At 54.4% G+C, this 23,949-nt stretch carries 24 protein-coding genes; 3 read left to right on the top strand and 21 right to left on the bottom strand.

Annotated features, from left to right (window positions below):
• Positions 1-234: 234 nt before the first annotated feature.
• The 5 genes from modC to BUC26_RS16335 form a co-directional block, all read right to left on the bottom strand.
• Positions 235-1,293 (bottom strand): molybdenum ABC transporter ATP-binding protein, encoded by a 1,059-nt coding sequence (gene modC, locus BUC26_RS16355; RefSeq protein WP_073377697.1) that lies wholly within the window; start codon positions 1,291-1,293, stop codon positions 235-237.
• Between the two features lie 3 nt (positions 1,294-1,296).
• On the bottom strand, positions 1,297-1,977 hold the full coding sequence (gene modB, locus BUC26_RS16350) for a molybdate ABC transporter permease subunit (protein ID WP_073377696.1): 681 nt from the start codon (positions 1,975-1,977) through the stop codon (positions 1,297-1,299).
• 21 nt (positions 1,978-1,998) lie between these two features.
• Complete coding sequence (gene modA / locus BUC26_RS16345) at positions 1,999-2,760, bottom strand: molybdate ABC transporter substrate-binding protein (RefSeq protein WP_073377694.1); 762 nt, start codon at positions 2,758-2,760, stop codon at positions 1,999-2,001.
• Positions 2,761-2,815: 55 nt separating this feature from the next.
• Positions 2,816-3,613: a TOBE domain-containing protein gene (locus BUC26_RS16340; RefSeq protein WP_084540714.1), complete on the bottom strand. Its 798-nt coding sequence runs from the start codon at positions 3,611-3,613 to the stop codon at positions 2,816-2,818.
• 231 nt (positions 3,614-3,844) lie between these two features.
• On the bottom strand, positions 3,845-4,177 hold the full coding sequence (locus BUC26_RS16335) for an MGMT family protein (protein ID WP_073377693.1): 333 nt from the start codon (positions 4,175-4,177) through the stop codon (positions 3,845-3,847).
• 196 nt (positions 4,178-4,373) lie between these two features.
• On the opposite strand from BUC26_RS16335, the gene BUC26_RS16330 reads away from it, so the two are divergent.
• Positions 4,374-5,525, top strand: coding sequence for a citrate/2-methylcitrate synthase (locus BUC26_RS16330; RefSeq protein WP_073377691.1), 1,152 nt, complete (start codon positions 4,374-4,376; stop codon positions 5,523-5,525).
• A gap of 540 nt (positions 5,526-6,065) precedes the next feature.
• Here the strand turns inward: BUC26_RS16330 and BUC26_RS16325 are convergent.
• Positions 6,066-7,517 carry a vWA domain-containing protein gene (locus tag BUC26_RS16325; RefSeq protein WP_161949873.1) on the bottom strand — a complete coding sequence of 484 codons (1,452 nt, stop codon included), beginning with the start codon at positions 7,515-7,517 and terminating at the stop codon, positions 6,066-6,068.
• A 1,093-nt stretch (positions 7,518-8,610) separates the two neighbouring features.
• Between BUC26_RS16325 and BUC26_RS16320 the strand changes: the two genes are divergently transcribed.
• A complete protein-coding gene (locus tag BUC26_RS16320; RefSeq protein ID WP_143166049.1) occupies positions 8,611-9,165 on the top strand; it encodes a hypothetical protein in 555 nt (184 codons plus the stop codon).
• A 572-nt stretch (positions 9,166-9,737) separates the two neighbouring features.
• Here BUC26_RS16320 and BUC26_RS16310 read toward each other — a convergent pair.
• The 12 genes from BUC26_RS16310 to BUC26_RS16255 all read right to left on the bottom strand — a co-directional run bounded on the left by BUC26_RS16310 (position 9,738) and on the right by BUC26_RS16255 (position 20,279).
• The gene (locus tag BUC26_RS16310; RefSeq protein ID WP_073377686.1) at positions 9,738-10,127 is read right to left on the bottom strand and encodes a DUF2784 domain-containing protein; all 390 of its coding nucleotides are present in this window, start codon (positions 10,125-10,127) and stop codon (positions 9,738-9,740) included.
• A 75-nt stretch (positions 10,128-10,202) separates the two neighbouring features.
• Entirely contained in the window at positions 10,203-11,186 is a 984-nt protein-coding gene (gene dmeF, locus BUC26_RS16305; protein WP_073377684.1) for a CDF family Co(II)/Ni(II) efflux transporter DmeF, read from the bottom strand.
• A 54-nt stretch (positions 11,187-11,240) separates the two neighbouring features.
• Entirely contained in the window at positions 11,241-12,323 is a 1,083-nt protein-coding gene (corA, locus tag BUC26_RS16300; RefSeq protein ID WP_073377683.1) for a magnesium/cobalt transporter CorA, read from the bottom strand.
• A gap of 129 nt (positions 12,324-12,452) precedes the next feature.
• Complete coding sequence (locus BUC26_RS16295; protein ID WP_208609815.1) at positions 12,453-14,141, bottom strand: putative bifunctional diguanylate cyclase/phosphodiesterase; 1,689 nt, start codon at positions 14,139-14,141, stop codon at positions 12,453-12,455.
• A 28-nt stretch (positions 14,142-14,169) separates the two neighbouring features.
• Positions 14,170-14,664 (bottom strand): universal stress protein, encoded by a 495-nt coding sequence (locus tag BUC26_RS16290; protein ID WP_073377680.1) that lies wholly within the window; start codon positions 14,662-14,664, stop codon positions 14,170-14,172.
• A 34-nt stretch (positions 14,665-14,698) separates the two neighbouring features.
• The gene (locus tag BUC26_RS16285) at positions 14,699-15,670 is read right to left on the bottom strand and encodes a serine/threonine protein kinase (protein ID WP_073377679.1); all 972 of its coding nucleotides are present in this window, start codon (positions 15,668-15,670) and stop codon (positions 14,699-14,701) included.
• Between the two features lie 204 nt (positions 15,671-15,874).
• Complete coding sequence (locus BUC26_RS16280; protein ID WP_073377677.1) at positions 15,875-16,594, bottom strand: SIMPL domain-containing protein; 720 nt, start codon at positions 16,592-16,594, stop codon at positions 15,875-15,877.
• Positions 16,591-17,340 (bottom strand): HAD hydrolase-like protein, encoded by a 750-nt coding sequence (locus BUC26_RS16275; RefSeq protein ID WP_084540713.1) that lies wholly within the window; start codon positions 17,338-17,340, stop codon positions 16,591-16,593. The genes BUC26_RS16280 and BUC26_RS16275 overlap by 4 nt, the downstream gene beginning before the upstream one ends.
• Positions 17,337-17,687, bottom strand: coding sequence for an antibiotic biosynthesis monooxygenase family protein (locus BUC26_RS16270; protein ID WP_073377676.1), 351 nt, complete (start codon positions 17,685-17,687; stop codon positions 17,337-17,339). Before BUC26_RS16270 ends, BUC26_RS16275 begins: the two co-directional genes overlap by 4 nt.
• 98 nt (positions 17,688-17,785) lie before the next feature.
• Entirely contained in the window at positions 17,786-18,259 is a 474-nt protein-coding gene (gene tsaA, locus BUC26_RS16265; RefSeq protein ID WP_073377675.1) for a tRNA (N6-threonylcarbamoyladenosine(37)-N6)-methyltransferase TrmO, read from the bottom strand.
• 169 nt (positions 18,260-18,428) lie between these two features.
• Complete coding sequence (locus tag BUC26_RS16260) at positions 18,429-19,703, bottom strand: B12-binding domain-containing radical SAM protein (protein WP_073377673.1); 1,275 nt, start codon at positions 19,701-19,703, stop codon at positions 18,429-18,431.
• Positions 19,704-19,751: 48 nt separating this feature from the next.
• Entirely contained in the window at positions 19,752-20,279 is a 528-nt protein-coding gene (locus BUC26_RS16255) for a hypothetical protein (RefSeq protein ID WP_143166048.1), read from the bottom strand.
• Between the two features lie 78 nt (positions 20,280-20,357).
• Between BUC26_RS16255 and BUC26_RS23075 the strand changes: the two genes are divergently transcribed.
• The gene (locus tag BUC26_RS23075) at positions 20,358-20,558 is read left to right on the top strand and encodes a hypothetical protein (protein ID WP_143166047.1); all 201 of its coding nucleotides are present in this window, start codon (positions 20,358-20,360) and stop codon (positions 20,556-20,558) included.
• On the opposite strand, the gene rsgA is transcribed toward BUC26_RS23075, so the two are convergent.
• From rsgA to BUC26_RS16235, 3 genes are all read right to left on the bottom strand, one after another.
• Positions 20,532-21,587 (bottom strand): ribosome small subunit-dependent GTPase A, encoded by a 1,056-nt coding sequence (rsgA, locus tag BUC26_RS16245; protein WP_073377669.1) that lies wholly within the window; start codon positions 21,585-21,587, stop codon positions 20,532-20,534. The genes BUC26_RS23075 and rsgA overlap by 27 nt on opposite strands.
• A 115-nt stretch (positions 21,588-21,702) precedes the next feature.
• The gene (locus BUC26_RS16240) at positions 21,703-22,224 is read right to left on the bottom strand and encodes a class I SAM-dependent methyltransferase (protein ID WP_208609814.1); all 522 of its coding nucleotides are present in this window, start codon (positions 22,222-22,224) and stop codon (positions 21,703-21,705) included.
• Positions 22,225-22,459: 235 nt separating this feature from the next.
• Positions 22,460-23,905: a trimethylamine methyltransferase family protein gene (locus tag BUC26_RS16235; RefSeq protein WP_073377667.1), complete on the bottom strand. Its 1,446-nt coding sequence runs from the start codon at positions 23,903-23,905 to the stop codon at positions 22,460-22,462.
• Positions 23,906-23,949: the final 44 nt, after the last annotated feature.

Below are 23,949 nucleotides of genomic sequence, written 5' to 3'. Positions count from 1 at the left end.
TTCATGGTTTGTGCCGGGAAAAGTGCAATTTCCTCATAGCGATTCTTTGCGGCATTCGGCAACTTTGGTCTGATATAAACACGGTTAGACCAAAGACAGAATAGCATACGACGACAGGTTTGGCAAGTTCAAATAGAGAATTGGTCGCTTGTTTTTTATTTATTGGTATTGGTGGGGGTTCGACTGATCCTGGGCGTTGGCGGGATCGGTGGAGCAGATCGAGTATCTGTAGACTTAGGTCAGTCGGTGCAACGCGGACGCTTTGAAGACGGCGACGATTTTGGCGCCAGCCCGAATACCGAGTTCTTCCATGGATTGCGGAACAATTTCGGCAATCAGCGTGCTGCCACAACAGTCCATCTCCACTCGTACCAGCCATTCGGTGCGTTGAGTGGCGCGAACCGTGGCCTCCAGAATGTTGCGGGCGCTCGAGGCTTCCGGGTGGCGCTTGAAGAGGACGATGTCTCGGGCATTCAGCGAAAAGGTGGCATATTCCGGCGCGTTCGTGTTCTTGACGCCTGTTAACCGATTCTTCCCCCACCGGTAGGTAAGGAGGTTACCGCAATCGTGACGATCCGCCAGTTCCAGGAAATTGGCGTAGCCGCGGTCGGCGGAAAAAATGGACGAGCGGGCCAACTCCTCGCTGCTCGATAATCGTTCGACGCTGCCGCGCTCGATGATCAGCACGTTTTCAGTCATTAACCGCATTTCCTGGTGACTGTGGCTGATGAACAGGTAAGGAATGGAGAATTCGGAAAATACGGTTCGCAGGTGCGGAATGATCCTGAATTTCAAGGCCCGGTCCAGCCCAGTCAGCGGCTCGTCGAGCAGGATCAGCCGGGGACTGGCGAGCATCGCCCGGCCCAGCGCCACGCGTTGACGTTCACCGCCGGACAGGCGGGTGACACGGCGATCGAGCAGGTGTTCCAGATCAAGGGTGCCGTATAAATGCTCGGGATCGATGGTCCGCAGTTCCCGTGGGGTTCGCTTCAGACCATAAAGTAGATTGTTGCGGACGCTGAGATGCTCGAAGAGATAGGCATGCTGAAAGACGACGCCGATGCGTCGCTTCTCCGGCGCTACGTTGATGCCCTTTTGCCTGTCGAACAGTGCCTCGCCGTCGAGGCTGATTCTGCCGCGATCGGGTTGCATCAGGCCGGCCAGCAGATTCATCAAGGTGGTTTTGCCGCTGCCGGAGGGGCCGAAGACGCCGCAGGAATGAGCTTCCAGCCGGCAATCGATTCGGCAGACGAAGTTGCCAAGCCGCTTTTCAACGTCGATTTCCAGCAGCATGGCTTAATTCCGGGACATGGTGCGGTTGACCGCTTCGCTGGCGAGCAACACGACAAAAGACAGGCTAATCGATACCAGGCAGAGCGACAGGGCCATCCGGTCGCCGCCGGGAATACTAGTATATTGGTAGATGGCGAGCGGAATGGTCTGGGTTACCCCGGGGATGTTGCCGGCGAGAATGATGGTGGCGCCGAATTCGCCGAGACTGCGGGCGAACATCAAGGTCATGCCGGCCAGGATGGCCCGGCCGGAAAGGGGCAGGATAATGGTCAGCAGCGCATCCCACCAGCCGGCACCCAGGGTCCGTGCTGCCTGGATACAGTGCTGATCGATACCCTCGAGGCCGATGCGGATGGAGCGCACCAGCAGCGGAAAACCGACCACCGAAGAGGCGATGACCGCTCCGGTCAAGGTGAAGATGATGCGAATATTGAAATCGGCCAGCATCCCGCCGAGCCAGCCGTTGCGGCCGAGCAGCAGGAGCAGCAGATAGCCGACGACGACCGGCGGCAGTACCAGCGGCAGGTTGATCAGTCCTTCCACCAGCGCTTTCCCCCTCATCTTGGCAAAGGCGAGAAAATAGGCGGCGGCGATGCCGGGCGGCAGCGAGATCAGTGTCGCCGTGGCGGCGACCTGCAGGGAGAGGCGAATAGCCGTCAGATCGTCGTTGGAGAGGGTGAACACGGCCGGTCGCCTCTCGTGCGGTCAGTGGGCTGGTTCGAAGCCAAAGCCGGCAATAATGGCGTCGGCTTCCGGTGTTTTCAGGTAGTCGAACAGCGCCCGGGCAGCTTCATTGACCGCGCCGATCGGGGTTAACGCGATCGGGTAGGCCACCCGGTCATAGAGTTTGTCCGGGATGCTGAACAGGATCGTGGCGTTTTTCGCGAGAAGAGCGTCGGTCTTGTAGACGAAGGCGCCGTCGACCTCGCCGCGATCGGCATAAATCAAGGCCTGGCGCACGTCTTTGGTCAGCATCAGCAGGTTCCCCTGCTCCAGCGTATCCCACAATCCACTGGCGGTTAGAGCCTGTTTGGCATACTGTCCGGCCGGAACGCTTTCCGGAGTGCCGATGGCGATCAGCTTCAAGGTGACGACATCTGCAATGGAGATGGGGGCGAGCTTCGGATTGCCGGCAAACACCAGGGTATTGTAGGCGAAAATTCGCATGGAGTCGGTGTCGATCAATTTTTTTTCAGCCAAGTAACTCATCCATTTTTGGTTCGCGGAGATATAGATGTCCGCGGGCGCGCCTTGCTCGATCTGTTTGGCAAGGGCACCGGAAGAGGCAAAGTTGGAACGGATCTCGATATCGGGGTGGTTTTTTTTGAAATCCTCGGTCAGGGCTTTGGTCGCATCGGTCATACTGGCGGCGACGGACAGCTGAACCGATGCGGCGGCAGCCGCATGTACCGACATGAACAGGAACAACCCGATCGTCCAACAACTTGCCAAAGTAATACGCTTCATCGATTCTCTCCTCGATTGGTTCTTGTTTTTTTTCATTTCGATGACGGCCCGACTGTCAGACCACCGCCAGCAGGACATCGGAAGCTTTGATGATTGCCGATATCTCTTTGCCGGTGTGCAGGCCGAGCCGCCGGACACTGGCCGAGGTGATGATCGACGTGACGCTGGCTCCACCGGGCAAGTCGACGGTCACTTCGTCGTTAACCGCGCCGGGAGTTATTGCTTGAATCGTGCCGGTCAGAATGTTGCGGGCCGATATCTGTCCGGCATCGATGGCGCTACCGAGCATTACGTTGGATGCCTTGACGATGGCCAGCAATTCCGTGTCCGGCTCCAGTTTGAGCCGGTTCACGGAATTGTCGGTAATGACCGAGCTGATCCGGTCTCCGCCTTTGAGCATGATGTTCACGACGCTGTTGACAACACCGCGATCGATGGACGTGACCTGGCCAAGCCAGACGTTGCGGGCACTGATTTGCATCTCTATTCTCCTTATGGTTTTGATCGTTTCCAGCGCTTTTTCCGGACCACCGGCCAAGTAGGACCTGAACTGGGTGAAGGCCTGCTGCAATTCGCAGATCCGTCGAAGCATGCTTTGCCCTTCCGGGGTGAGGCAAGTTCCACCTCCACCACTCCCGCCGGTCTGCTTTTTGAGCAATGGGAACGGCAACAGGTTGTTGATCTGTTCCAGTTTGAGCCAAGCCGATTTATACTGCAATCCGACGTCCCGTGCGGCCCGGTTGATCGAACCGGATCGATCAAGTGCTATGAGCAGTTCGATGATCTGGCTGTAGGCCGACCAGCCGAGTAGTTCGACAATAAAGCCGTCATGGTCGGTATCTGCTGGTTTCATCTCCGCTCCGGAGTTGATGGTTCGTTATGACAAAAGAACATAACGAAAAAAACACACCTTCCATCTTTATACAAGCAGTTTGTGTGCCAATCGGAATAATTCGGTTTCAGATAGCTTGTCGACGTACAGCGGTTGGCGGCTGGAGAGCCATTTGCAGAAGCGGAGGGGCCGGCGACCGAGTAACCTTTTTGAAGCTTTCTGACACGCAGGTCGAGAAAGTATTCATAACTGTTAGGTGGCGGAAGGTCTCGACGGGTCGCCGGGCAGCCAGAAAAAACGGGACAGATCGATCCTGCCGTCGGCGCTTACTTCAACTCCTTCCGCTGTCAGCAGGCGACGTTGCTCGATATGGCCCATTGACAGGCGCGGAGGAATGATCCCGTCTTTATTGACGACACGATGCCAGGGCAAGCGCAGGGCCTCCGAACTTCCGGCAAGCAATCGGGCTATTTGCCGAGCTCCCCGGTGGTTGCCGGCGGCGGTGCTGATCGCCCCATAGGTGGTGACAGTGCCGGCCGGGATGGCACGAATGAGAGTGATCGCTTGGCTGGTGAACGAAGTCATGGATGGTTCGCGGAAAAGATTTTTTTTTGATATATCACATGGAAATTTCTGATGCGAGCGAAAGTTCGTTGTGGACATCCGTCCGTTGCGTCGTGTAGAAACACATTTTTGCGGTGGGCTCACGTGAGCGGTTAATCATCGTATCCTACCGTGTTTTTCATGGATGTTCAGCGAAGAATGAGGAAGCGAAAGAGATATGAAGTCGAGTGACGAGCAGAAACTGGCGGAGGCCGGTGCGGGCCTTGAGGATATCGTTGCCTGTAATTCGGAAATTTGTTGTATCGACGGGACGAACGGCCGCCTGGTCTATCGCGGCTATGACGTGCTGGAGTTGGCCGAGAAGAGCACCTTCGAGGAGGTGGCCTACCTGCTATGGTACGGCTGTCTGCCCCGGGTTACCGAGTTCAAGGCCTTTCTCGACGGATTTACCGGGTCGATGAAGCTACCGGTGGAGACGACGATGATACTGCGTATGTTTCCGAAGGCGGCGACGCCGATGGAGGTGATCCGCACGGCCGTTTCGTCACTCGGTCACTGGGATCCGGACAGCGGCAATACCGGGCTCGATGCCTGCCTGCGCAAGGCCCAGCGCCTGACCCTGCGCATCCCTCTGCTGGTTGCCGCCCATCAGCGTCTGCGCGAGGGGCTGGAGCCGATTAAGCCGGTGCCGGGACACGGCATTGCCTTCAACTTTCTCTATACTCTGCAGGGCAAGGAACCGGACCCGCTGGTCGAACGAGCCTTTGATGTGGCGCTGATCCTGCACGCTGACCACGAGCTCAATGCCTCAACCTTTGCCGCCCGGGTTACCGCGGCGACCATGGCCGATATTTATTCGTCGGTCACTTCGGCGATCGGCACCCTGAAAGGACCGCTGCACGGCGGAGCCAACATGGAAGTAATGCAGCTGATCGATGAAATCGGCAGTCCGCAACGGGCGGAAAGGATTATTCTCGAAAAGCTTGCGGGCAAGCTCAAGATCCCCGGTTTCGGTCATCGCGTTTACCGCTGTGAGGACCCGCGAGTCAGTGTGTTGCGCGATTATGCCCGGACGGTCACCGCCCACACCGGCCGATCGATCTATTTCCAGATTACCCAGGAGATTGAGCGGGTGGTGATCGAGCAGACCAGGGTCTTTCCAAATGTCGATCTTTATACCGCATCGCTCTACACTGCTATGGGATTGCCTCGCGAGCTGTTTACACCGATCTTTGCGATCAGCAGAATCGTCGGCTGGACCTCACATATCCTCGAGCAGTGGGCCAATAACCGGTTGATCCGGCCACGTGCCGAATATGTCGGGCCTGCCGATCGCCTCTATCTGCCCATCGAGGACCGCTCACGCTAGTCGAAAGCCAACGTCGCTTTCGGAACAGTGCTGTTGCCGGCGGCGTGTGCCGTCGGCAATAGGAAACGATCTTGTCGGCCCTCAACGTGATCTCATGGAGAACGTCCATCCAGTCGATCGGAAACGTTTTTAAACCCACCCGGCAGTGGTCTTTCATACAGACATCTCAGACCTGAAGCTTTCTGAAAGCGAGCTTCAATGATATCCGATATCTTCCTCGAAAAAGAGAATCAAGATGTACAGTCTATATAGGTAATAAAAGAAATTAGAGATGTTTAGGTTGGCAATATCAACTCACCGCATAATCAGTTACTGAATTAACATGTCAGCCTACCAGAGCCTCATATAGTTTTATTCCCAGGCCTTTCTTTGAAAACGGTTCATGAATGATCAGAGGTTTTGTGCCCATCATTTTCAGCCTGCCTCAAGCCTTTATCGTTGCAGGATTGCCTGATCCCAGCAGAAAAGAGAATCTCAAAAACATGGGCTTCCTTGTTTCAGGTCGCCGTTCTTCAGACAAAAAATAGACTCGGTATACTTTTAGGGACCCGTGGTGAATTCTGCCACAACTGTTTGGGCTTGTCCCGGCACGATGCCAATGTTCTCAAAGCGAACGTCTTTAGAGTTCTGCTTGGTGTTTTTGATTACCACTGTATAGGATCCCTGCGGCAGCAAAACTACTCGGGTCCCATTTCGCGGCCAGTTCGTCCAATTCTGAAAGATCACTGCCCCCTGATCGTCGGTGATTTCGACCGGGATCGAAACCGCTTTGCCGTCCAGCGTCGCGGTGATGGTCAGCTCACCGGCGGCAAATTCAGCCTTTCTTTCCAACGTCACGCCCGATGGGATCTCCAATCCATCGAAGATCACCGTGGGCTTTCCAGCGATCTCGCCGTCCGTCACTTTTATGGTGTACCGCCCCGGCAGTAACTTTCTCTCGATGACCCCGGTTTTGGGATGGGTCGATTCGTTGTGAAATGGTTTCGTTTCTCCCTCGCGGTAATAGAAAACCGAGGCTTTCTTCGGCTCACCATTACGCAATGTGGTGAGATGGATACTGCCTTCGGAGAAATCCGCAGTACGTTCCACAGTTTCACCTTCGGCAATGGCGATGTTCCTTAGGTGCACTACTGGCGCCAGGCCACCGCTGACACCTGTGTCCTTGATTTCAGCATGATAAGTACCGGGGGTGAGGCGAATTTCGGCGATTCCGGTATCTCTGGATGAACTGGCGGGTGTCCACCGATGGCCACTCTCCTGATGGGTCAGCGTGATACCGGTAAAAAAGGGTTTACCGTTTTTGGTGACCATCACCTTTAAAATGCCGTAAGGCGGAGTCGATTTCTTAACCAGCTCCTGGGCAGCCGTTAGAAACTCTCTGGCATTTGACGCCATATAATACTGGCCGCCTCCGGCTTGAGCGATGCATTCGAGTTGCTCCCGTTCTTCTCTAGTGACATCGAAGCCGATGACGTGCATCACGAAATTGATCCCGGATGCCTTGAGTTCCCTCACCAATGCGCAGGGATCCGGATCGCAGGTCTCTTTGCCATCGGAAACCAGGATGATGGTGGTTTGGTTCTCCAGGTGCCTGATGCGCTCAGCTGTCAAGCGTACCGAGCGCGAAATGGGAGTTTTTCCGATGGCGTTCAGGCCCTGGATGACACTGATCATGCCATCTTTATTCACCGGCCCGAGGGCAATCAACTCCTGCACGTCATCACAATCGCCTTTGTGCCGATGTCCGTAGACCACCAAGCCCACCACAGTATCGTCCGGCAACTCCAGCACCAGCCCGCTCATCACTTCTTTGGCAATGACGATCTTGGCCTTTCCCTCGACCTGTCCCCACATTGATCCCGATGCATCCAGGATAAAGAAAATGTTTGTCGAGGAAGGCGGTTGGGCACCTTGCACTGCGACCAGCGGTTCCCGGGCGATAAAAAGCATCAGAACTGCCGCGAATACAACCCAAATCTGCTTGCATTTCATATTCCGATCCTCTCTTGTCTTGGTGGCAACGGGCCGCATTGTTGTGTTCCTTAGCCGGTCATGAGCATCTGCGTACGCCTTTGCATGCAGTTCCCTCTCGCAGGTGAATTAACCCGTGCCGGACCTCCCACCGATCTGACCGTTATAGGTCATGTTTAAGAAAGTTATATTGCCGCCAACCTGAATATCAGGAACTGGCGCGTCTGGTTGATGTTCCCGCTCATGGGCACCAGATCTTCACTGATGAGGCAATGTATATGGTCAAGGCAGAGGACGCATACCGGCCCTTTCGGTTTTGGTGGCGATCGGTGATAGACGCCCCACTTGTCGGAGTTCATCCGTGACTCGGTCTATGCCGTCACAGCAAGGTCGGTAAAAGACCATGATTCAGAAAATTTTTCGGTTCATTTCATCATCACTTCGTTGCATCAGGCAATAGGTTGCTGTTTTCTTGTGACTTCATTGAAATCCATTCCAACGAAGAACGTGACGGTCAAAACACATGTCAGAACTACCTCTTGGTGACAGCTTTCGCAATTAATTTTCTCTCAAACTGAATCAACTCTCGCATCCTAGAAGCTTTGAACAAAGCGTAGCGAACAATCAAATTGGGCTCATTCAGAAAATCAAACGTGACGCACTTGACTCCATCTTCAACAGTTGCCGAAAATTTTCTTGAAAGGTTATGCGTTCAACGGTAGTTGTCTGTTATGAGGAAAGGAACCAAACAATTTTTGCTGATATCGTTTTCACCACAGGGTAAGCAAATTCTTGCATCACCCAACTGCTTGAAGACATTTATCTGCAAGCAAAAGCTGACCCGGCAGTAATCTTTGGCAATGCAGACGCATTAAAAGCTGACGTCACAAAAGAAAGCCATGTGTTTGCTGCCCGCAAGGAGATGTTTGCTGACCCTGGATCTACAAAAGAACCTCACTTAGTACCTGGCAGATTCGCATCATTCGAATTTCAATTCAAAGCTGTATCAAAAGATTCAACGAAGGCCGGAAATGCTTGCCTGACCTCTGAAGTTCACGTCATTGTAACGTCAATTGATGAAATGGTTGCGAATTCAGCATGAAACACGGACGAATTGGAGAAACCAAAAGGAGGAAATATTGTGCTACCAAAAAATAGTATATTTATCTTAACAATACTGTTATCTCTCATGCTTTTGTCGGCTCAAGCATACTCGTCTGATGCTGACAATTCCTTTGACCCTGCTGTTCAAGATACCGAGGAAAACATAGAATTGGTGCCAATCCTTTCAAAAGAACAATTAGAACAGTTAAACAAATGTTACCGAGATAATATTGTAATATGTGAAAAAGATTACGAGAAATGCATGCAGGAAGAGAACGTTATTCATGTGGGATTGAATGCGTGTTTTAAAATTAAACTTGATTGTTTGAATACTTGTAAAACAAATTCTACTATATGCTGCAAGAGTGATGGCACTCCAGAGTGCTCGAAAGATTGCCGCCAAAAAAAGCGTGATTGTGATAAGCAATGTGAAGATGAAGGAAACAGATGCACGATGCAATCAATGATGGGTAAGCCTGTAAAAAAAGAGGCTAAAAATTGTGATGAACTGTTTGAACAGTGCAAAAAAGTAGTGAAAGAATTGTGCTATGGGAGCTTACAATAATAACAAAATAGCGTTTCCTTTGAAACGGGTGTTGCAAATATAGGGCGCCCGTACTCAAAAAATTAAAAAGGATTTATTATCTCAAAAAAATCGGTTCAGGGTTAAGGAGAGTACCGGCAAGATCAAACTATCGTCAGCACTGTATGGCAGGCGGAGTTCCTGAATCTAAAAGTCTGCGTGCCAGATACTGAGTAGTTTGATGGTAAGCCACGCAGCTGCTACACTCAACACGCAAAAGAGCCATGAGCCTATATGATATGCGCTTCTGGCCAGACGGATTTTCAGACGTTCGGATACGGGCTGTCGCTTGTCAGCTTTCGGTGGGACGTAGGGGAAAATGGATAGCAGAAGTGAACAGACAAGTGACCACAATGCAACTACTACACTTGGAATGATATAAACATCTTTGTCTGTTCCTTCCGTAAAGAGTACCACGTAACCAAACACAATGAATGCAGCGGCGGTACCAATGAAAAACAACGACTTTAACCGAACGAATTTCTTAGAAAACGCACACAAATGGTCAATCATTATATGAGGTGTTCATTGAGTGTCCTGTTCCTCTTCGGTTTTCAGAGGGAACGTCTGTTCTTGCTCTTCTTGGCCTGAAGACGCACCAGCAAACAGCAGTAGATGGCAACATTGATGGCAATCAGTCCTCCGGCGAGCACGTATTGAATCTCCCTTGTCAGTCCGGTCGGATAGATGATTGTCAGCAACCAGTGTTCGATGAACCCGCCGTCGTAGCCGGCCTGCCCGGCGGCCATACGGAGCCGCTTCTCGACAGAGGTCAGGGGACAGACCCCGCCGCTGATCTCGATATAAACGCCCCAGGCCGCCGCCGGCAGGTGGAGCAGGGCCAGTCGCAGGCGATAGAAGGCGAGCAGGCCGCCCAGGGTGACGAACAGGATGAAGGCCAGGTGGGCCAGCAGGACACCATCGGCGGTTATACGAACCAACATCCTCTTCCCCTTAGACACGTAAACGGAAACGGTCTCACCTGGTGACGCTTCCCTGTGCTTGCCGTCACGAACAGCTCAGCAGCCGGTGTGCTGGTGCCCGATAGTAGGCGCATGCTTCGACGACGAGCAGGTATTGATTTCTACGGTCACATGAGACAATCTGTCGAAATTTCTCAACAGGGCTTTGTAGTGTTCGGCCGAGCGTGGTGTGCTGGTGACTATGGCGATGATTGCCGCGTAATGGCTCGCCCCGACCTTCCAGACATGAATATCGGAAATGCGGTTGTCGGCATCGTTTTCAATAGCGTCGACAATTGCCTGTCGGCCCCCCTTGTCGATACTCGCGTCGAGCAGTATCGGGCCAGTCTGTTTCAGCAGGCCGTATGACCAGCGGGTGATGATGGCGGCGCCGACGATGCCCATCACCGGATCGAGCCAGTGCCAGCCCAGGAATTTTCCCGAGACCAACGCGACGATAGCCAGCAGGGAAGTCAGCGCGTCGGCCAGAACATGGAAGTAGGCGGCCGTCAGGTTGTGATCGTGAAGGTGTGTGCCGTGATGAGGATCGTCGTCATGCCCGTGATCATGTCCGTGATCATGACTATGACCGTCTCGCAGCAGCAAGGCGCTGATCACGTTGACCAGCAGGCCGAGGACGGCGACGGCAATGGCTTCGTTGAAGCGGATGTCCTGCGGGTGGACGATCCGTTCCAGCGATTCGATGAGCATGACCAGCGCGACCACGGCCAGGGCGATGGCGCTGGCAAAGCCGCCCAGTACGTTGACTTTGCCGGTCCCGAAGGTGTAGGCGGGGTCGTCGGCATGCTTGCGGGCATAACGGTAGGCGAAAATAGTGATAAAAAAGGCGGCGACGTGGGTGGCCATGTGCCAGCCGTCGGCCAGCAAGGCCATTGATCCGTAGATGCTGCCGGCGGTGATCTCAACGATCATGGTTACGGCCGTCAGGATCAGTACGTAGAGGGTACGCTTTTCGCCTTGCTCGTTTACCGGTGAAAAACGATGATCGTGCTGCCAGTCAGCCAGGTGTTCGTGGTGCATCGGTTGGGTCCTGTGTCTTGAAGCTTCAGGTGGAGCGGCGCCGGATATCGTCGGTCAGAGCCATTTTTTTCTTTTGAAGTAGGCCAGCAGCCCACAGCCGACAATCAGCATGATGCCCCAGACAATGTGATATCCCCAGCGCCATTGCAATTCCGGCATATGGACGAAGTTCATGCCGTAGACACCGGCGATAAAGGTCAAGGGGATAAAGATCGTGGCGATGATCGTCAGCACCTTCATGATCTCGTTCATCCGGTTGCTCATGCTGGACAGGAAGGTATCGTGCATGCCGCCGAGGATGTCGCGATAGGTGTCGGCCATCTCGAGAATCTGGATGGTATGGTCGTAGAGGTCACGCCAAAAGAGCCGGGTCTCCGGTCTGACCATCGCCAGTTCGCTTTTTTCCAGGGCCCCGATTTCTTCCCGCAGCGGCCAGGCCGCCTTGCGCAGCATCAGGATGACTCGTTTGAGTCGATGGATCTCGCCAATATCTTCCGGCCTCGGTTCGATCAGGCTGCGTTCGTCGAGATCCTCGATCCGCTCGCCGATGCGTTCGACGGCAAGGAAATAATGATCAACCACCGCGTCCATCAAGCTGTAAGCCAGGTAGTCGGCCTTCATCGAGCGCAGGCGGCCCTTGGCCGAGCGGAGGCGTTCGCGCACTGTCCCGAACACATCGCCGGCATCTTCCTGGAAGGAGAGCACGAAGCGCTCGCCGAGGATCAGGCTGACATGCTCTACATCGATACTTTGCGTCGTCTCGTTGAAAGTAATCATCTTCAAGACGATAAAGGTATAGCTTGGAAACTCTTCGATCTTCAGGCGCTGCCCGGTGTTGACCAGATCCTCGAGGGTCAGTGGGTGGAGACCGAATATGGATCCCAGGGCCTGAATTAAACCAACGTCATGAATGCCGTTGACATTGATCCAACTCACCCCGGGGGCATTGGCGAACGGTCGGCACTGCTCGACCGGGATGTCGTGGAGTTCGTCGAAGGTGGCCTCGCTGTAGGCGAGGACTTCGATACGCGCCCGGTCTTGCTTCTGCTCGCCGATAAAGACCATGGTCCCCGGAGACATGCCGGTCTTGATACCGGAGCCGCGGGGTCTGCGTTTTTTTTTGGTCGACGGGGACATGGTGGTAGCAGGGTCCGTGGTTGATGCCGTTCTTCGAGGGCCAATGTCCAATAATAGGCCACCTGACAGGTATTGCAAGAGACGATCAGCGATGCTGTGGTATGCGGTCCGGATGGCAGGGGGTGGCTGTTACTCCGCCGGCACGGCAAACGTGCCGCTGCACTTGCGGTACCAGGTAGCAAAAGCCTCTGCCGGCAAGGGGCGGGAGAGCAAAAAGCCTTGTGCCAGATCACAGCCGATTTCTTTGAGGAAACGATAAATTGCGGGATTTTCAACGCCCTCGGCAATGACCTTGATTCCCATCTGGTGCGCCAGCATTACCGCCGCCTCGACGATGGATACGGCGCCCTTGTCGCCGGGTAATCGCCGAACAAATGACTGGTCGATCTTGATCAGGGAGATGGGTAGGCGGTGGAGATATTGCAGCGACGAGTAACCGGTGCCGAAATCATCGATGGAGATGATGATGTCGAGTTCGGTCATTCGCAGCAACTCTTCGATGGTTCGCTCCATATCCATCATCAGGGCCCCTTCGGTGATCTCCAGTTCCAACGACTTACCGTTGAGGTGATAGTGGTCGAGCAGGCCGGCCACCTGCTCGGCGAAACGGGGCTGCAGCAGGTTGCGGGTCGAGATGTTGACCGCAACCGGTATCTCCATACCGTCCTGGTGCCAAAGCGCCATCTGGGCGATAGCCTGTTCCAGCGCGAATTCGGTGATGACCTGGACGAGGGTGCTTTGCTCGACACGAGGCATGAACGCCTCGGGCGGCAACGGTCCGCGCACCGGATGATTCCAACGGATCAGCGCCTCCGCTCCGTGGACCGTACCGCTGGCCAGGTATACCTTGGGCTGGTAATCGAGCGATATCTGGCCCTCGTCGATCGCTTCCTTCAGGCTGCCGAGAATGGCCAGGTTCTCCTCGGTGAAAGAGACGATTGCCGGTTCGTAGGTGACGGAGTCCTGCGCTTTTTTCTGCGCGATGATCAGCGCCGCTTCGGCCTGCTGCAGGTATTCCTCGGGCGTCAGGTCGTCCCGGTTGAACACGACGGTACCCATCCGTGAATCGATGTGAATCGGGATGGTGTCGAGCAGGATCGGTTGCCGGGCGGTTGCAACCAGTTCGTCGACCAGTTCATCAACAAGCCGTTCACCCGCATCGAGCAGAAGGCCGAGCTGTGCCGTTTCGGTGCGGTAGACGGCGCAATCCGGTTGATCGGCGACGAAACGATGGGCGAGCTGGCCGATCGTTTCCCTGATGACTCCGAAACCGAAAGCAGCCTTCAGCTCCATCATGTTTTCCACGGAAACGACGGTCAATATCGTCCCCCGGAACTGCGTTTTAGACTGTTTTATTTCCGCTAGTCGTTCGAACAGGGCGCTGCGGTTCGGTAGCCCGGTGGACGGGTCGTGCCGGGAGACCCACTTGAGATGGTCGATATAGTCGCGGGCGCGGTCACTGGCCAGCCCGCTGAGCATGCCGATCAGCACGAAAAACCCGCTCCGGTAGAGCCAGTTGGCCGTATTCTGCATCTCGCCGGTAACGACGTCGATCGGCATCAGCGGACCGAGGGCAAAGCCGCCGAGCGCCCCGATAAAGACCCCGCCCCTGATCCCGAAGACAATACCGGACAGCAGGATCGGCAAGTACATCGAGTGTGAATAGACAAACTTGATGCCGCCGGTGTAATAGACCAGCGCATAGACGCCGGCGACCATCAGGACGAACAGCGGTGCCAGCACCAGGCGGATTTCTCGCAAATGTCGGTCGGCCCAGGCGAAGAATTGTATGGTGTCCATAGTCCGGGTCTTCTTCACGTTTGTTTCCTGCCATTGACGGAGCGGCTCAGGCGACCACCCAGATCGTGCAGTCTTTGGCGTGATGGATGATCTTGTTGGAGACCGAACCGAACAGGAATTCTTCGGCCTTCGAGACGCCGCGCCGGCCAACCACGACGGTGCCGAACCGCTCTTCCTTGAGCACTGCCAGGATCTCTTGGGCGATGGAAGTCCCAAAACTGCAGCGGGCAGTGCTGCGGTCGGCAAAGGGGGAAGAGCAACTGACCACATACCGCTCGCTGATCCTGCTATCGTGAACGCCTTTTGCTGTCAACGTGGCCCTGGCTTCACCAAGAAATTGCTGTAATTCCTCCCGGTGCGCGACGCAGCGTTGTTTCCAGGACTCTTCATCCGGAAACAGGTCCCGGTCCGGGAAACGTTCGATGCACAGCAACATTATCTGCTTGGCACTGCCGTCGCCCACCATGTCTCCGGTGTAGCTGACGGCCCGGGCAGAATTTTCCGACCCGTCGACGGCAACGAGTATTTTTTTGAAGTCCATGGCATCCTCCTCGCAGTCGTGTCGATGTGGTGCTTCAGCGGAGCAGCTGCAGGCACGGCCGTAGTTCGCCGAGCAGTTCATCGACAGTATCATAGAAGACATAGGTCCCCGCTGAAAAGTGTAACAATACGTTGTTCAATTCATCAGGGATATACGGGAATAATTTGCGTAGATTGCTGAGCCGGTGTGGGAACATCAAAGAAAAATCGTCCGGCGTCAGTGATGACAATACCTGATTGGAAAACGCTCCACCGCCCATGGTGTAACTGGTGTGCTCTTTTTTGCCGACCAGAAAGAGCAGGATATTGCCAAGTCCGAAAATATCGAGGCCGAAAGGGTTTTCGTGAAAATCGAAAGCATAGTCGAAATCGATCCAGCGATAAGCCCCGCTGTTGTATTCCACCCATAGATGGTCTCTGCGGATATCACCATGCTTCTCGCCAAGAGTATGCAAATGGGCAATGGACTCGCAAGCACCGATGAATTTTTCGAGAAGGTCGGGGAGGTGCTCGCGAAAATAGGTTTCGTGGTCGGTATCGATATTCTCGATCACCGCATCGAGCTGTTTGCCGTGAACGATATCGAGTATCCGCACCGCATTGTCCTTTTCGTCGCGGATCGTTTTTCCCTGCATGAAGCGCAGGTCTCCGCGAACCAGATCGAGAATACGGGCCTCTTTTTCCGGGCTGCGGTGGCAGCGAATCTCAAAATTGCCTAGTTTCAACGGGAAGGTTTCATAGAAAACCAGCTTGAGAATTTTTCGCTCGCCGGTTTCCAACTCGGAACACCGTTTGACCCAGTATTTAGGATCTTCCATGCCGAAGCGCCGTTCCGCCTCATCACGCAGTACCAGGTAGTGTTTGCCGCCGAGAGCGATGACATCGCCGTGGTCGACGGCCATGAACTCAGATGTATCGGTGACCAGCCGGCCACACCGCTTGCGCGGAAAATGAGGGGCATACTGCGCCACCAGGTCGCGAACAAAAGCTCGGTTGTCAGGCTCCATGGTATCTCCCTCCTCTTTCTATTATGAAGAAGAACGTGCAGGAAATCAAGGCGGTCTGTTAGATAGAAAAGTCGCCGGCTCGCCACGTGAACGGAGACCGGCGACATGGCGGTTGTTGTCGACAGAACGGTGCTGTTTCAAGGCGAAGATGTCACGTGGCCGAGAAAACGACTGCGGCGCAGGATTGGAGATACCGCTAGTCCGTCAGTCGGAGAGGTAATACTCGATCGTCGATACCACCCTGACTTTCTTGATATGCTGGGTCGACGTATCGCGATCGGAGATCGAGAACTGGCCCTGGGTCGCCGTCTTGATTTTGCCGAGCGTGCTCCGGGAGTCCTTGGCAAATTTTTCGGCAACTTCCCGGGCGTTCCTGGTTGCCTCTTCGATCATCTCGGGTTTGATGCTGTTGAGCCCGGTGAAGAGGAATTCCGTCTTGTTCTGGTAGTCTTGGCCGGAGATGGCGATGCCGTTTTTGCCGAGTTCAACCACTCTCTTCATGGTTTCCCTGACCAGATCGACCTGTCTGCTGTAGACGGTGACGGTGGTTGCCGCCGTGAAGCGGAACTGGATGCTACGAGCGTCTCCGTAGTTCTGGGCTTGCCGATCGACGATTGACGGCTGGGAAATGGAGATTTCTTCGTCGGCAAAACCGCTGTCTTCCAGAAACGATCTGATGATCGCCGATTTCCGTTCGATCTCCGAGTACAGTTGGGTCAGGTCGTTGTGTGCCTCGTTGAAGGTAATCGGCCAGATCGCAATATCCGCTTCGACTTCGCGTTCAGCCAGTCCTTTGACGGTGACAACCCGGTCCATTGCCTTGACGTTCAGGGCTGTGTTTGCCAGCAGCGAACCGAAGATGATCAGTCCGGCACAGATAAAAGCTCCCAGGATGAATGCCTCGCGGCTGCGGGATGTGGTCATGATGCACGTCCTTGTCTCTTGTTGCGCGTGCCGGTCGGGCGTCCGGACAGAGCGGCGGCGAGTTCGGCGGGGTGGTGGAAGAGGAAATCCGGGCGAGCCGCCGCTATCTCGGTGCTGCTGCCATAGCCGTAGGTGACCGCAGCAGTGGCGATCCCGTTGTTTCTGCCGCCGATGATATCGTAGCGCCGGTCGCCTACCATCATTGCGGTTTGGCGTGAGATTCCTTCCCGGTCCAGCAGATAGCCGATCAGTTCCGTCTTGTCGATGCGGCGGCCGTCAAGTTCGCTGCCGTAAATCCCGTCGAAAAACCCGGTAAGGCCGAAATGATCGAGGATGCGGCGTGCGAACACCACCGGTTTCGACGTGGCGAGAAACAATCGCCTCCCGGCGGCTCTGATCGCTTGCAACGCCTCGGGAATAGCGGGGAAAACATTGTTTTCGTAGAGCCCGGTGGCAGCGAACCGCTCACGGTAATGGCGCAACGCGGTGTTCAGTAGATCGTCATCGTCGCTTGCCAGCAACGAGGCGAACGAATGTTTGAGGGGCGGGCCGATGCACCACAACAGCTGGTCGGCCGGCGGTACGTCCCGGCCCATTTTCTCAAGAGAGAATCGAATGCAGCGGGTGATGCCGAGCTGCGGGTCGGTGAGTGTGCCGTCCAGGTCAAGGAGGATTTCGCTGACCGAAGCAGGATATGCGAACGGGCGCCGTTTGGTCTGCAGGGATGTATCCGGATGGCCGGTCATGGCTGCTGCCTGTCGGTGAGTTGAGCAAAAACGCCGATATAGTTCTCATCGACGGTGAATTTCTCACAGTGTTCATCCATCGATTTATACTCGTTTCTGCTCAGGTGTTTCATGGTTGAGTAGGCAGGCAGTGAAACCCAGTGATCAATCGTGATGAAGCGGTTGGGGTTGGAGCTGTCCCGGATCAATTCGGTTTTGAGGTAGCCCGGGTGTTTCCGGAAAAGCTCCGCCCAGGTGCCATCGGAGGCGTATGCCTGAAGGAACTGATCGAGATAGCCGTCCCTGACGATATACTCCCAGAGTACCGTAATTGCCGTAGTATGTTCGGATGCATTATTTTCTGTCATTGTTCCTGTTGTGCTGAAGGTGAAGCGGGGACATCCGTTGCTGTCCCATTGTGCTCGACGAAAATGAGCTTGTCGGTATCAAAACCGCCGGCCCTCTTCTACGTGAACCGGCCGTCCGCTTTTTTCTGTGCAACCGGATCCCTGGAATTTGCCAGCCAGCCGGAGCGCACCGTTTCGGGGCGGTCGAATTTCGGAACGTATGGCTTGATGTCGAGCAACGGTGTGCCATCGAGAATGTCGATGTTTCGCACGTGGAGAACGCCATCTTCGATACGGTCCAGCTCTACGATCGACAGGCCGATGGGGTTCGGCCTCTTTGGGGCGCGCGTTGCGAAGACGCCGCGCGGCGTGGTGTCCATGAATGGAATGACGTGCAGTTTGAATCCATCGCTCTGGTGAAAGAGATAGAGCAGGAAAATGTGGGAAAAGCCGTCGAGGTCTTTGAGACCTGCCTGGAAGTGGTCAAACACCTCGATTGTGCCGGTTACCCCAACTGCCCCGGAAGGCTGGATGGGCATACCTTCCCGTTCCGTAAAGGGCGTGTGGATAATACCTATCGGTTTAATCTCCATAGCTGATTCTCGCGCTGGTGTATTTTGCGTAAAGGCCGGATGAACATAACATAACGCCGCCTTTTTTTAAAAAAACCGACTCGATCCATGGTTGTTTCTCCCCGTTTGCCGATTACCGGCCGCCGTCGGCACAGGGGAAAGGCAAAAAAGAGCCGGTCACGCAGAGTTGTTACATAATTACATTGTTCCGATTCGCTCGCCATTGTATCAGCCGTTCCGGCAGCCACTTCGCCATGTCCGACGAAAGATAGAATTGTGGCTGAAGCAAGTCGTCTTCGGAGCTGATGATCCCGTGCTTTTTTGCGATTGCGGCCAGCTGTGTGCCGGGGTATATGCGTATGCCGACGGTAATTCTGAGCATCTCCAGGTTCAGAGAATCGGCGAACGCAAGACTTTCCTCGACCGAGGTCTTTGTTTCACCGGGTCCGCCCAACAACAAAAAGCCCATGCGTTCAATTCCGCAATCACCAAACAAGGTCGAACTCATTCGTATATCTGCCAACGTAAACTGCTTGTTCAGGTGTTTCAGCATCTTCTCGGAGCCGCTCTCGAAGCCGAGACTGATCTGCCGGCAGCCGGCTGCGAACATCAGTTCGGCCAATTCTTTATCGACACGTCTCGGGTAAATGATGCACCGCCAGCGCATGGCCAGTTTCCGGGCAATAATGTTTCGGCAGATCGATTTGGCATAGTCGGGAGGGAGATTGAATGTATTGTCAACAAAGAAGAAATTTTCATACCCGGCCGAAACCCACCGCTCGAGCCAAGCGGCGACACCCTCAGGGGACCGTTTCCTGAGCAGCGTGCCCTCAATGGACGGAGTAGAGCAATAACTGCATCTGAGGGGACAACCGCGCCTGGTTTGCACCGGAATCCATGGGTCCTGGCTCCGCGACGCCGAAGATGACAGGATTCGGGGTTCCGGCAGGTGCAGCCGGTCCAGATCGGAGCTGAGTTCGGGCGGCGGATGCGGATCATGGTTGCGAGAATATAATCCGGGTGTTCCCGAAGGGTCTGTCTTGTCCTCCAAATGCGCCAGCAGGGCAGGGAAGGCGATTTCCCCTTCTCCCTTTATGCCAAAATCAGCGTCAAGGTAGGACAGTACGCTGCCGGGATAGATGCTGTAACCGGCGCCGCCGAGGACAATCGGGGCGGATGACAGATCCCGGCAGACGGCGACTATCTCTTTCACCTTGGCGAGCAGAAATGTTCGTGCCTCGATATCTTGATCGTCGATGTTCCTCACCGAAATGCCGATACATTCCGGTCGGGTTTCGGAAATCACCGTCGCCAGTGTGGTCGTGACATCCGCCGCAAACATCAAATCCAGCATGGTGACGTCATGGCCTGCGCTGATCGTCGCCTCGGCCACACAGGCAAGCCCCAGAGGCATTGCCGGCATGTTGAACTGTTCGGTATTGGCTGAAATAAGCAGGACATGCATACCCAAGTACCCTTTTCGGTGCAGTACCGTTTGTCCGCCGAACGGGGTTCAGCGGCCGTTCCCGGCGACTTGAGCGCCGCTTCTTCCCACTGGTTTGCCGTGCGTGCGGTGTGCCAGATAAGAACTGATGACGCCGCAAGCGATCAGGCTGAAGGTGAGAGTAACGTTATATTCCAGGGTTATCAGGGAAAACTGGTAACAAAGACAAATGCAGATCAGCAACCAGTTCAGTGATATCTGGTTTTTGACGAATGTGTTGGCCACAAAGACGGCAAGAAAACTGGTAACGGCAAAAAAGAGAAACAACCACCCGATCATCAGGGGACTCCCGAAGACAATCGCGAACGTTTCTTCAGTACCGGCCCGGAGGTGGGTCATGTTTTCATTCTGCAATGCCCGATTATACACCAGATGAGATATTGGAAAGGAAATGATCATCGCGAACCAGTAAAACAATACGCCGATAGATAATCCAAAAAAAGAGCGGAGCACCTGCTTGAAGTAATCCATATTTTCAAAATAATTATTAAAAATTAAGAGAACAGAGCCTTTTGCAAAACTTAGATTTTCGTTCAAAATCAAGGCATGCGAAAAATTTTACCACAGGCATATAGCTGATATTCCGAGGATAAAATTTTGAGCATAACGCGGAGTTTGGGCGAAAAGATTGTTTTGCAAATGGCTCAACAGAAAAAACAACGCGGTCAGTTCCGGTCGAAGTTCATGCCTCCGGACTCGTGCGTTCCCACCGGCAATGGCGGTGAGTGCGGCGATTATCTTGAATGTCTTGGTATCCGTGAGATTCATGAGCAGGCTGCAGTTGATTTTTCAGCGCTTGGTATGTTTTTTAACTGATTTGATGAATCGGCCGAAATCCTTGTCTTTTTTTCGCTTTTCCAGATACGTCATCTCATGGAAGGACGACTCTTTCTTGAGCTTGAGATAGCTGGCATAGCGGTCTTCCGGCACGTTACCGTTGTCGATCGCCGCCCTGACGGCACAGCCGGGTTCGTGCTGGTGGCTGCAATTCGTGTAGCGGCAGCGCGCGGACAGCTCGGAAACTTCCTCGAAACTCCGATCGATCCCGTCACCGCTGCCGATCATGCCGAGTTCCCGCATGCCGGGTGTATCGATGAGGAGTGCCCCCCGGGAGAGGACGACGAGCTGTCGGCGCGACGTTGTATGGGTTCCTTCCCCGGTGTCGCTGACAGACCGGGTTGCAAACATGTCCTGGCCGATGAGGCGGTTGATCAGCGTCGTTTTGCCGACGCCCGATGACCCAAGGAAACAGTAGGTTTTTCCCGGAGCGAGCGATTCCTGAAATTCGGCGAACCCGTCACCCGAGACACTGCTCAAGGCAATGACATCGGCTGCTGCAACAGCGGTGACAGCGGCGATTTTTCGGTCCAGTTCATCGCGGGATATCAAGTCAGTCTTGGTGAGCACGACCACCGGGGTAACCCGTCCGTCTGCCGCCATGACCAGGTAGCGCTCGAGCCGTCGCGTGTTGAAATCAAAATGACAGGACTGGACGATAAAGGCGGCGTCGATATTGGCGGCAATCATCTGAAAGTCGACGGTCTCCCCCGCCGCCTTGCGTCGCAGGAAGGTCTTGCGGGGGAAAACCCGGTGGATGATCGCCGCGCTGTCCTCGTTGTAATAGTTGGCCGTTACCCAATCGCCGACACAGGGTAGGTCGCCGGAACGATCAACCTGGTAGGAGAACCTGCCCGACAGCTCTGCCGGAACCTCTTTTTCGCCATCCAGTATGCGATATGAACCGCGATCAACCGCGGAGATCCGGGCAAAGCTGCACCCATCAACGGTGTTATCGGTGACGTGTGCGGCAAACCAGGAATCGAAACCCAAATGCGCCAATGTCATAATTCAAGGCGAGTCAATCGCTCATTTCATGTGATTAGAGGCATAGGCGGCCGCCGCTGTTACCGGGATGACGGCCAAGCCAAAACATAACAAATCGAGTGTTTCACCAGTGTACTCACGGCGCTGTCGTTCTCTTCGTGAAATTGACCGTATAGTTAAACCTGCTGCCGAACACATCTTTCACGGCAAAACCATGCGCCGAAACCAGAGACTGGACCTCGGCAAGGCTCAGCTTGTCGGGATCGCCGGCCAATTCCGAGATGGACAAGATGCCATCTTCTTTCAAGATCCTGTGAATATCCTCAAGATACCCGTCTTTGTTGTCAACCTCACCGAGAACGGTGACCATGAATATTCTGTCGAAAACGCTATCTTCAAGGTCGAGACAATGGCCATCGGTCAGCCGGTAATCAACGTTGGTTACCTTCTTTTTGTCAAGCCGCTTTTTCGCGTAGTCCAGCATCTCCTGCTGAATATCGAGCAGGACCAGCCGCCCATAGGTCAGTCGTTTTGCAACATGGGTGCTGAAATAGCCGGGGCCGGGGCCGATTTCCAAAACGACATGGTCCTCGCGCAGATCGAGTCGTTTCAGCAATTGATTTGGCGAGAGGAAGATATTTCGAAATGGAATCAGCAACGTGAAGGCATACCGGGAAGGAAATACCCCCTTTCCTGAAAAGCTGTTCGTATATGAGGGAGTCATGGCAATCCAGGCACCCGTTATGAGCGTGATCGTATGGAGCGGGAAACCCCGTGTTTGAGCTCCCTGTTATTTCTGCGGTAACAGAAACATGAATACACGCCGAAGACAAGGCGGAAGCGGTCGGGATCAATTTGCAAGAGACTTGAGTGAAGCGCCGGGCACCGGTGAATCACGCGTCGGATTTGATCGAATTGATGACGATGTCGTTGAGCTGCGGGTAATAGCATTTCTTTTTCGCAGCCTGGCGGATGGTATCCTCCCACTGGCTGAAGGAATCCACGTTCTTCAGGGTGTGGTCGGCATCCTTCGGGTTACCCTTTTCGGCGATTTCGCGTATTGCTGCCAAAGCCTGGGCATCGCCGGGAAAGTAGAGGGGGATCACTCCCTTATCTTTCAGAATTGCATCGAATACTTTTCGGGAGTGCCGTTCTCGCTCGCAATCTTCCTGGAATTTCTCCAGGGAGAAAAAGTTGAGGCTGTCTAAAGCGCCCATGGCATGCCGCACGATGTGGACCCCATACTTGCGCAATGCATTCCTGCTCAATTCCGAATCGGTTAAAGCCTGCAAAGTGACATCGGGAAGACTGGTGCTGCCGCCGGTCTGGGCCGACGGAAATCCGGTGATCCAGGTGTTGATCCGCGCCAGGGCTGCATTGATGAAGGTTTGGTGCGGAGAGCTGTATGCAAGCGTGCCGTCCGAACCAACAACACTGGGGATGCCGCAGTGTATACAGGATATGCCGGGGGTGACGGTCTGGGCGATGATCATCATGAAAAGAACCTGGGCGTGGTTCTGGGTCAGGAAAGCCTCCGGGCTGCCCGGGGCGGATACGCCGGCCATGCTCTGGTCGATCAATAAGAGGTTGTTGCCGGTGCGGGCACTGCGCAAGAAGTGGTCGACCATGTTGGCCATGGGCGACAAAGAGGTGATCAGGCTGGTGCCGTCGAGCCAGTCTTCCTTGCCTTTCAGAAACGTCACTTCGGCATCGCTCATCGCGGTGGTGGTGATCATCTTCAGGCCGTGATAGTTTTTCTCCATCAGCTGGGCGATTTCGAAGAGGGTGATGCTCTTGTCGCAGGCTACCGGCAGACTGAAAATCTCCACAAGATCATGTTGTTTGCTCACCACATCGACAATCTGTTCGTATTCCTCGCGGTTGGCCGGCCGCAATTCTTCCTCGCCGGCCCGTTTCAGGAAGGGTGAAGTCGCACCGGTGCCAAACGTGTTCATTCCCGGATCGCATGCCATTTCACGCGGCACCTGCTCGAGGCAGCGATCGATATAGTCCCGTTTCAACGGGATGAACAGGGCCGTTTCGTTGTCGAAATCAACACCGTCGGCTTCCACGAGAAGATCCATAAGAGTTTGATTCTCGGCAATATTGATACCGATTTCAGAAAGAACCCGCTTTGCGTTTTCGTCAATGCGCCGGTAAATGGCCTTCTCTTCGATCAGATCGTCGATGTCCTCCATCCGGTAGCGGACCTTTTCCAGGACCGTTTCATCGGTGACATGGCGCAAGATATCCTTGTAAACGGTTTTGGCCTTGTCGAACCCGGCCTCCTGCTCCAGGATCAATCCTCTGGTAACGGCTTCATCCGCCTGGGTGTTCATAATTGTACTCGATTGTTATCCGAAGGTTTTGCAGAGTTTTGGTG

It is taken from the genome of Desulfofustis glycolicus DSM 9705 (genome assembly GCF_900130015.1).
GTDB classification, from domain to species: Bacteria; Desulfobacterota; Desulfobulbia; order Desulfobulbales; family Desulfocapsaceae; genus Desulfofustis; species Desulfofustis glycolicus.
The sequence above is the reverse complement of the archived record's forward strand: the minus strand, read 5'-3'. Positions and strand labels throughout refer to the sequence as shown.

Excerpts from the sequence above, each read along its gene's own strand:
- modC (WP_073377697.1), bottom strand. The coding sequence starts at position 1,293 with ATGCTGCTGGAAATCGACGTTGAAAAGCGGCTTGGCAACTTCGTCTGC.
- modA (WP_073377694.1), bottom strand. The coding sequence starts at position 2,760 with ATGAAGCGTATTACTTTGGCAAGTTGTTGGACGATCGGGTTGTTCCTG.
- BUC26_RS16340 (WP_084540714.1), bottom strand. The coding sequence starts at position 3,613 with ATGAAACCAGCAGATACCGACCATGACGGCTTTATTGTCGAACTACTC.
- BUC26_RS16335 (WP_073377693.1), bottom strand. The coding sequence starts at position 4,177 with ATGACTTCGTTCACCAGCCAAGCGATCACTCTCATTCGTGCCATCCCG.
- BUC26_RS16330 (WP_073377691.1), top strand. The coding sequence starts at position 4,374 with ATGAAGTCGAGTGACGAGCAGAAACTGGCGGAGGCCGGTGCGGGCCTT.
- BUC26_RS16325 (WP_161949873.1), bottom strand. The coding sequence starts at position 7,517 with ATGAAATGCAAGCAGATTTGGGTTGTATTCGCGGCAGTTCTGATGCTT.
- BUC26_RS16310 (WP_073377686.1), bottom strand. The coding sequence starts at position 10,127 with ATGTTGGTTCGTATAACCGCCGATGGTGTCCTGCTGGCCCACCTGGCC.
- dmeF (WP_073377684.1), bottom strand. The coding sequence starts at position 11,186 with ATGCACCACGAACACCTGGCTGACTGGCAGCACGATCATCGTTTTTCA.
- corA (WP_073377683.1), bottom strand. The coding sequence starts at position 12,323 with ATGTCCCCGTCGACCAAAAAAAAACGCAGACCCCGCGGCTCCGGTATC.
- BUC26_RS16290 (WP_073377680.1), bottom strand. The coding sequence starts at position 14,664 with ATGGACTTCAAAAAAATACTCGTTGCCGTCGACGGGTCGGAAAATTCT.
- BUC26_RS16285 (WP_073377679.1), bottom strand. The coding sequence starts at position 15,670 with ATGGAGCCTGACAACCGAGCTTTTGTTCGCGACCTGGTGGCGCAGTAT.
- BUC26_RS16280 (WP_073377677.1), bottom strand. The coding sequence starts at position 16,594 with ATGACCACATCCCGCAGCCGCGAGGCATTCATCCTGGGAGCTTTTATC.
- BUC26_RS16275 (WP_084540713.1), bottom strand. The coding sequence starts at position 17,340 with ATGACCGGCCATCCGGATACATCCCTGCAGACCAAACGGCGCCCGTTC.
- BUC26_RS16270 (WP_073377676.1), bottom strand. The coding sequence starts at position 17,687 with ATGACAGAAAATAATGCATCCGAACATACTACGGCAATTACGGTACTC.
- tsaA (WP_073377675.1), bottom strand. The coding sequence starts at position 18,259 with ATGGAGATTAAACCGATAGGTATTATCCACACGCCCTTTACGGAACGG.
- BUC26_RS16260 (WP_073377673.1), bottom strand. The coding sequence starts at position 19,703 with ATGCATGTCCTGCTTATTTCAGCCAATACCGAACAGTTCAACATGCCG.
- rsgA (WP_073377669.1), bottom strand. The coding sequence starts at position 21,587 with ATGACATTGGCGCATTTGGGTTTCGATTCCTGGTTTGCCGCACACGTC.
- BUC26_RS16235 (WP_073377667.1), bottom strand. The coding sequence starts at position 23,905 with ATGAACACCCAGGCGGATGAAGCCGTTACCAGAGGATTGATCCTGGAG.